Raw genomic sequence first — 6000 nt, 5'->3', positions numbered from 1 at the left:
GACGCGGAAATCGCGCGCTGTCGCCGCGCCCCGCAGTGCCCGCTTCCCCCGAGAACAATTATCAGTGCAGGTAGACGAGTTGCTAATTTTTTATAAACCAGCGCGTGGTCGGACATAGTGGGTTCATCGTAGTAATTCGGCATAGTTTTGTTATGTCACCAATTCGGTGGCATCGAAAAGAAGGATTTAGGCATGAAACAGCGCCCGTCGGCGGTGTGCCGGCGGGCGCTGCTGTGCGATATGTTGCGTTGTGGGCTTAGTGCCTCATAAAGTGGTATTCGATCACATTGCTGTAGGGGTGACCCGGGCCCACAATGCCCTGCGGGAACAGCGGCTGGTGCGGCGTGTCGGGGTACATCTCGGCCTCGAGGGCAAAGCCGGCGCCCCAACCATAGTTGGCGTCGTCCTTGGCGTGTTCATCGCCCAGCCAATTGCCGGTGTAGAGCTGCACGCCCGGGGCGGTGGTGTAGTAGTCCAGCTCGCGGCCGGTCCACATCTCCTCGACATGCAGGGCGCGGCGCAGATTGCGGCCGTACTGATAGCCATCGATGCACAGGCAGTGATCGTAGCCGCGTGCCTGCTCGATCTGCGGGTCGTCGGCCTCCATGCCGGGCGCGACAGGACGCAGCTCGCGGAAGTCGAATGGCGTGCCTTCGACCGGAGCAATTTCGCCGGTGGGAATGTTCTGGTCATCAATGGGCAGGTAGTGGGCGGCGTTGGCGACAAAGAAATGTTCGCAGTCCATGCCGGCGTTATGGCCGGCAAGATTAAAGTACGTGTGGTTGGTCATGGACACGTAGGTGGCACGGTCGCTCTCGCAACCATACTCGATGCGGAAGACACCGGTGCGTGTAACAGTAAACACGGCCGTAAAGGTGCGGTTGCCGGGCAGGCCCAGCTCACCATCCTCAAGCGAGGTGGTCATGCGCACGGCGTTATGGACCTCGTCGAGCTCAACGTCCCACACGCGTTTATGCAGACCGTGCTCAAGATCGCTGTGCAGGTTGTTGGCGCCCTCGTTGGCGGGCATATGCCAGTCCGTGCCGTCGATGGTGATCGTGGCACCCGCGGTGCGGTTTGCCACGGGGCCGATGGTCGCGCCAAAGCAGGCGGGGTTGTCAAAGTAATCCTCGAGCTTATCGAAGCCCAGCACCACATCGCGCACGTTGCCGGGAATATCGGGCACATCGATGCCAAGCACGGTGGCGCCATAGTCCATAATGCGAACGCAGATCTCGGGCCCGTTGAGGGTGTAGCGATGAACGGGGGTACCGCACGGCGCGGTGCCGTAAAGCTCGGAAGTGATCATTTGGTTCCTAACATCGAGGTATTTCTGACAAACTGTAGCGCGAACAGGCGAGATTATCACTACACCCCACTAAAGCAGGGGGTATTTTTCTCAAAAAAGTGATGATTGGAGCTGTGCGGGCGTTCATTTTTGACGCGCACGAGTCTGATACAATTTGTTCGTTACTGTTTGAATGATATGCGCGCAAAGAACGGCGAGGATTCATCGTGATTAAGGCAGAGCGACAGGATAAGGTTCGTCAGCTGCTCGAAGAGCAGGGCACGGTCTCGGTCAAGGAGATTTCGGATGCGCTGGGTGTCTCGGATATGACGATTCGCCGCGACCTTGAGGAACTTGCGAGCCTGGGCGAGATCGAGCGCGTGCACGGCGGCGCCCGTAGTGCACAGGGACGTCCCCACGCTATGTTGCGCCATGAGTATTCGCACAGCGAAAAGCGCACGAAGCATGCCGAGGAAAAGCTGCAGATCGCGCGCCGCGCCGTTGAGCTCATCGAGGAGGGCTCGACCATCTTTTTGGGTACGGGCACTACGGTTGAGCAGATGGCCTCGATGCTGCCGGCGTGCCGCCTGCGCATCGTAACTAATTCGCTTTCGGTGTTTAACCTGCTCGAGGCGCGCGAGGATTGCGAGCTGTGCCTGGTGGGCGGCATGTACCGCCGCCGCACTGCCGCCTTTGTGGGCCCCACGGCCGAGGATACCCTGCGCGCACTGGGGATCGACGCAGCCTTTATCGGCGCCAACGGCATTTTGGACGGCGACGTGTCCACGTCCAACATGGAAGAGGGCCGCATCCAGCAGCTCGCTTTTAGCAAGGCAGACTCGCGCTATCTGATCGCCGACTCCAGCAAGATTGGCAAGCGTGACTTCTACACCTTCTGCCGCCTGGACAGTTTGGACGCCGTGGTGTGCGAGCCGGATATTGCAAATGAGGATCGCGCCGCCATCGAGGAGCACACGCAGGTCATTTGTTAGCAAGCGCTGCGGGAGATCGGACCAAGTATTCAGTTTGTGGGCTAGACCAGGCGGCCGTAGTCCTGTGACTGATGAAAGACATGGGCGATATAGATCGTATCGCGCTCAAACTTGTAAAGACACACGTATTTGTTGACGGTAAACGATCGATAATTGCGTGCCGCCAGCTCTCGTATGTGGGAGAGGGGCCGTAGGAGCGGCTGCTCGCGAAGCAGATCAAGCTGATATTCAAACTCAGCAACAAAATTGCCTGCTGCACGTGGGTTCATAAGGATTTGAGCAAGGTATCTGACAATAGCCTCGTATTCATATTGTGCGCTTTCGAGTATTACGACGTTATAGGCCATATTTGTCTCGTATCGCGGTCGCGAAGGAGTCGTAGTCGCTGTAGTCGCCTTGCGATATCTCGTCTTCTGCCAACATAATACGAGACAGCAGCTTGGCTTTGGCGATTTCGTCTTGCATGAGACGATACTGGTCGCTGCTGATGCAGTGCATGGCCTCATAGCCGTTCTTAGTTACGGTGACGTCGCGCTCGGACTCAACAAGCGCGGTAAATGCAGCGGTGTCCTTCATGTCTCGGACGGGCACACAGGTGGGCATAGGTACCTCCTTTGCGTTGGGACACAATTGTACCACGCCTTGACAAGAATTCGGTACCGTCAAATTGTCTCAATCTGTAACGGGTGGGTGTGATCGGAGAGTCTGAGGGTCTTTATGGGTGGAGCAAACGGCGTGACATGCGCTGTTGAATCCGTACGCCCGCTTGCGTTTTCGAGTGAAGAGGCAGCAAAGTTGATTGGCGTAAGCGCGAAGACCCTTGCAAATTGGCGCTGTCCTAGTAAGGGGCCGGAGTACATTCGCCTCGGCAAATCCTCGCGATCCCATGTTCTTTATTGTTACGATGATCATGAGGCTTGGCTGCACTCTCTGCGCCAGCAGGCCAAGGTAAATTGATTGATAGCTGTTGGGCGCGGACAATATCGTTTGGACGGGTATAGCATGGTTCCATGCTCCGCGTTGCTAATTGCGCCGCTGCGTCATTTGTGAAATGGAATGATTGATGATGGAGAGGCGTGAGGTTCTCGGCTTGCCGCTTTTCACTTGGACTAATGACTGCGGCGGCAGAAAAATGTCCTTGCGAACGACTATCGTATAGAACGCAGCGGTGGTTAGATGGGTCTTCGCGGTTTGAGTGGTACATGGATTGTCGGATGTGGGAGACGTGAGAAACCCATGGTTTGGGGCAAGGTTGCTATTCTGACGAGTTTATCTCTTCATCCCTGTGGCAAAATGAGGACATATTGTCCTGTTATCTATCCAGAAGGTGCGTCATGCAATTATCAGCAGATGAGGTAAAGGCCAAGAGACAGGAGCTCGGCTTGACTCAGAAGGAATTCGCCGCTGCCCTAGGCATGGGCCCCAACGGCGAGCGAACGGTGCGCCGCTGGGAGGCAGGCGAAACAAGGCCCACCGCAGCCGAGTCGAAGTACATCTCCACCCTCGGCCATCGCGCCCCCTTTGCACCCGCAGGGGAGGGGAAGCCTGCCTTCACCTTCATCGACCTGTTCGCGGGCATCGGCGGGATCCGCATGCCGTTCCAGGAGCTGGGCGGCAGGTGCGTCTTCTCCTGCGAGTGGGATAAGTTTGCGCAGAAGACCTACCGCATGAACTACGGCGAAACCCCGGCGGGGGACATCCGTGAGGTCGCCGCTTCAGACATCCCCGACTTCGACGTGCTGCTCGCTGGCTTTCCATGCCAGCCGTTCTCGCTTGCGGGTGTGTCCAAGAAGCGCTCCCTTGGTCGCGCTACGGGCTTCGAAGACAAGACGCAGGGCACGCTCTTCTTCGAGGTTGCACGCATCCTGAACGAGAAGCGCCCGAAGGCGTTCCTGCTCGAGAACGTGAAGAATCTGATCAGTCACGACAGGGGCAGAACGTTCGACGTCATCATGCAGGTCCTCCAGGACGAGCTCGGTTACCACGTTCACTACAAGGTTCTGGACTCCAAGGGTTGGACATGCCAGCACCGCGAGCGCATCTACATTGTTGGCTTTCGCGACGATGTGGAGTTCTCTTGGGACGACCTCGACTGCCCGAACAGTGGTCAGAAAGCCGCGGAGATTCTGGAGGAGGATGCGGACGCGAGGTACGTGCTCTCCGACAAGCTGTGGTCATATTTGAAAGCATACAAGGCCAAGCACGAGGCCGCCGGCAACGGGTTCGGCTACGGTCTTATCACTCCATCGGACACCACGAGGACGCTCTCCGCACGCTATCATAAGGACGGTAGTGAGATCTTGGTCTCGCGCGGCGAGGGCGAGAACCCCCGTAAGCTGACCCCTAGAGAGTGCGCGCGCTTGCAGGGATTTCCCGACCGGTTCATAATCCCGGTCTCCGACACACAGGCCTACCGCCAGTTCGGCAATTCGGTGACGGTCCCTGTAATACGGTCGGTGGCCAAGCTCATGATGGGAGCGTGTCAGGATGGATTACGGGGCGCTTAGCAGCTACTTCGACGGCGCGGTCTCGAAGACCCTCGCGGACGTCGATATCGACGCAGGTAGGAGTAATCAGCACGAGTTCAACGGCACGCTGCCGCTGAGGTCGCTGTTCGGTGACGACGACATCCGCGACATCCGCACCACGTTCGCCTACATGTGCGACGAGGCGGAGCCGGAGATATGCGACGGGACCGTGACTTGGTACGATGCGCGCCGCAAACATCCCACGAGAACCGAGTACCGTCTCTACTACAAGGACAACCCCGCCATCAGGCAGGCATCCGCTGGCGACCTCATGGTGGTCGCCAACTCCGATGACCTCGGGCTGCTCATCATCTTCGCTAAAAAAGGCTCGACCATCGAGTCGCAGCTGAGGTGGCTGTTCGGCTTCGAGGAGCCCGACCGCTCGGGCTATGCCGTATCAAAGGGCGAGCGCAACCGTATCGGTGCGGTGGCCTCGCGCATCCTCGGCATGATTGGTATCGAGACGCGCGCTCCCTTGAGCGCGGATATCTACTTGGACGATATGGTCAAGAGGTTTGGACATACGTTTCCGAAGGGCATCGACTTTACGGAGTACTCCATCTCAACCCTTGAAGGTCTCGACTGGGCGGATGACCCCGATCGAAGCCTGCTCGCGTGCTACGAGCGCGAGGAATTGCTGTTCAAGGTGTTTGAGCGCCATCTGCTTGAGAGAGACCTTGCGCCCTATTTGAACGGCCAGCTCGACGTCGACGGCATTCTGAAGACCACCATGTCGACCTTCCAGCGCAGGAAGTCCCGCGCGGGCACAGCGTTCGAGCACCAGCTTGAGTTCCTGTTCAAGGGTAGGGGAATCCGATACTCCGCACAGCCCTACACCGAGGGAAAGTCGAAGCCGGACTTCATTTTTCCGTCAATCGAGTGCTACCGGGATGAGGGGTTCCCCTCCTCGAGCCTTACGATGCTCGGTGCGAAGACGACCATCAAGGAGCGCTGGAGGCAGGTGCTCGAGGAGGCGAACCGCATCGAGCGTAAGCACCTTATCACGCTGGAGCCCGCCGTGAGCGTGGACTACACGAACGCCATGCGTGACAGCAAGCTCCAGCTCGTCATCCCCTCCCAGCTTTTCCCCACCTACACGCCTTCACAGCAAGAATGGCTCATGGATGTGGGAGGCTTCTGCGAGATGGTCGAGGAGAGGCAACGGGTACTTGACTAGGCCGGGACAATAAGA

Annotated in this window: 6 protein-coding genes; 3 read left to right on the top strand and 3 right to left on the bottom strand. The window is 58.0% G+C overall.

Features of this window, described 5'->3' with window-relative positions:
- Nucleotides 1-256: 256 nt before the first annotated feature.
- On the bottom strand, nucleotides 257-1309 hold the full coding sequence (locus tag AB5767_RS08875) for an aldose epimerase family protein (protein ID WP_368132371.1): 1053 nt from the start codon (nucleotides 1307-1309) through the stop codon (nucleotides 257-259).
- Nucleotides 1310-1515: 206 nt separating this feature from the next.
- Between AB5767_RS08875 and AB5767_RS08870 the strand changes: the two genes are divergently transcribed.
- On the top strand, nucleotides 1516-2280 hold the full coding sequence (locus tag AB5767_RS08870; RefSeq protein WP_368132372.1) for a DeoR/GlpR family DNA-binding transcription regulator: 765 nt from the start codon (nucleotides 1516-1518) through the stop codon (nucleotides 2278-2280).
- A 41-nt stretch (nucleotides 2281-2321) separates the two neighbouring features.
- On the opposite strand, the gene AB5767_RS08865 is transcribed toward AB5767_RS08870, so the two are convergent.
- Both AB5767_RS08865 and AB5767_RS08860 read right to left on the bottom strand, forming a co-directional pair.
- Nucleotides 2322-2627: a type II toxin-antitoxin system RelE/ParE family toxin gene (locus tag AB5767_RS08865; RefSeq protein ID WP_138374621.1), complete on the bottom strand. Its 306-nt coding sequence runs from the start codon at nucleotides 2625-2627 to the stop codon at nucleotides 2322-2324.
- Entirely contained in the window at nucleotides 2617-2883 is a 267-nt protein-coding gene (locus tag AB5767_RS08860) for a type II toxin-antitoxin system Phd/YefM family antitoxin (protein WP_368132373.1), read from the bottom strand. Before AB5767_RS08860 ends, AB5767_RS08865 begins: the two co-directional genes overlap by 11 nt.
- A 731-nt stretch (nucleotides 2884-3614) precedes the next feature.
- Between AB5767_RS08860 and dcm the strand changes: the two genes are divergently transcribed.
- On the top strand, nucleotides 3615-4787 hold the full coding sequence (gene dcm / locus AB5767_RS08855) for a DNA (cytosine-5-)-methyltransferase (RefSeq protein WP_117769896.1): 1173 nt from the start codon (nucleotides 3615-3617) through the stop codon (nucleotides 4785-4787).
- Complete coding sequence (locus AB5767_RS08850; RefSeq protein ID WP_368132374.1) at nucleotides 4768-5985, top strand: type II restriction endonuclease; 1218 nt, start codon at nucleotides 4768-4770, stop codon at nucleotides 5983-5985. The genes dcm and AB5767_RS08850 overlap by 20 nt, the downstream gene beginning before the upstream one ends.
- Nucleotides 5986-6000 lie beyond the last annotated feature (15 nt).

Source organism: Collinsella aerofaciens (genome assembly GCF_040926265.1).
Taxonomy (GTDB): domain Bacteria; phylum Actinomycetota; class Coriobacteriia; order Coriobacteriales; family Coriobacteriaceae; genus Collinsella; species Collinsella aerofaciens_BB.
The sequence above is the reverse complement of the archived record's forward strand: the minus strand, read 5'-3'. Positions and strand labels throughout refer to the sequence as shown.

Bases quoted from the DNA above. Each gene is read 5' to 3' on its own strand.
- AB5767_RS08860 (WP_368132373.1), bottom strand. From the start codon at position 2,883: ATGCCCACCTGTGTGCCCGTCCGAGACATGAAGGACACCGCTGCATTT.
- AB5767_RS08875 (WP_368132371.1), bottom strand. From the start codon at position 1,309: ATGATCACTTCCGAGCTTTACGGCACCGCGCCGTGCGGTACCCCCGTT.
- dcm (WP_117769896.1), top strand. From the start codon at position 3,615: ATGCAATTATCAGCAGATGAGGTAAAGGCCAAGAGACAGGAGCTCGGC.
- AB5767_RS08850 (WP_368132374.1), top strand. From the start codon at position 4,768: ATGGATTACGGGGCGCTTAGCAGCTACTTCGACGGCGCGGTCTCGAAG.
- AB5767_RS08865 (WP_138374621.1), bottom strand. From the start codon at position 2,627: ATGGCCTATAACGTCGTAATACTCGAAAGCGCACAATATGAATACGAG.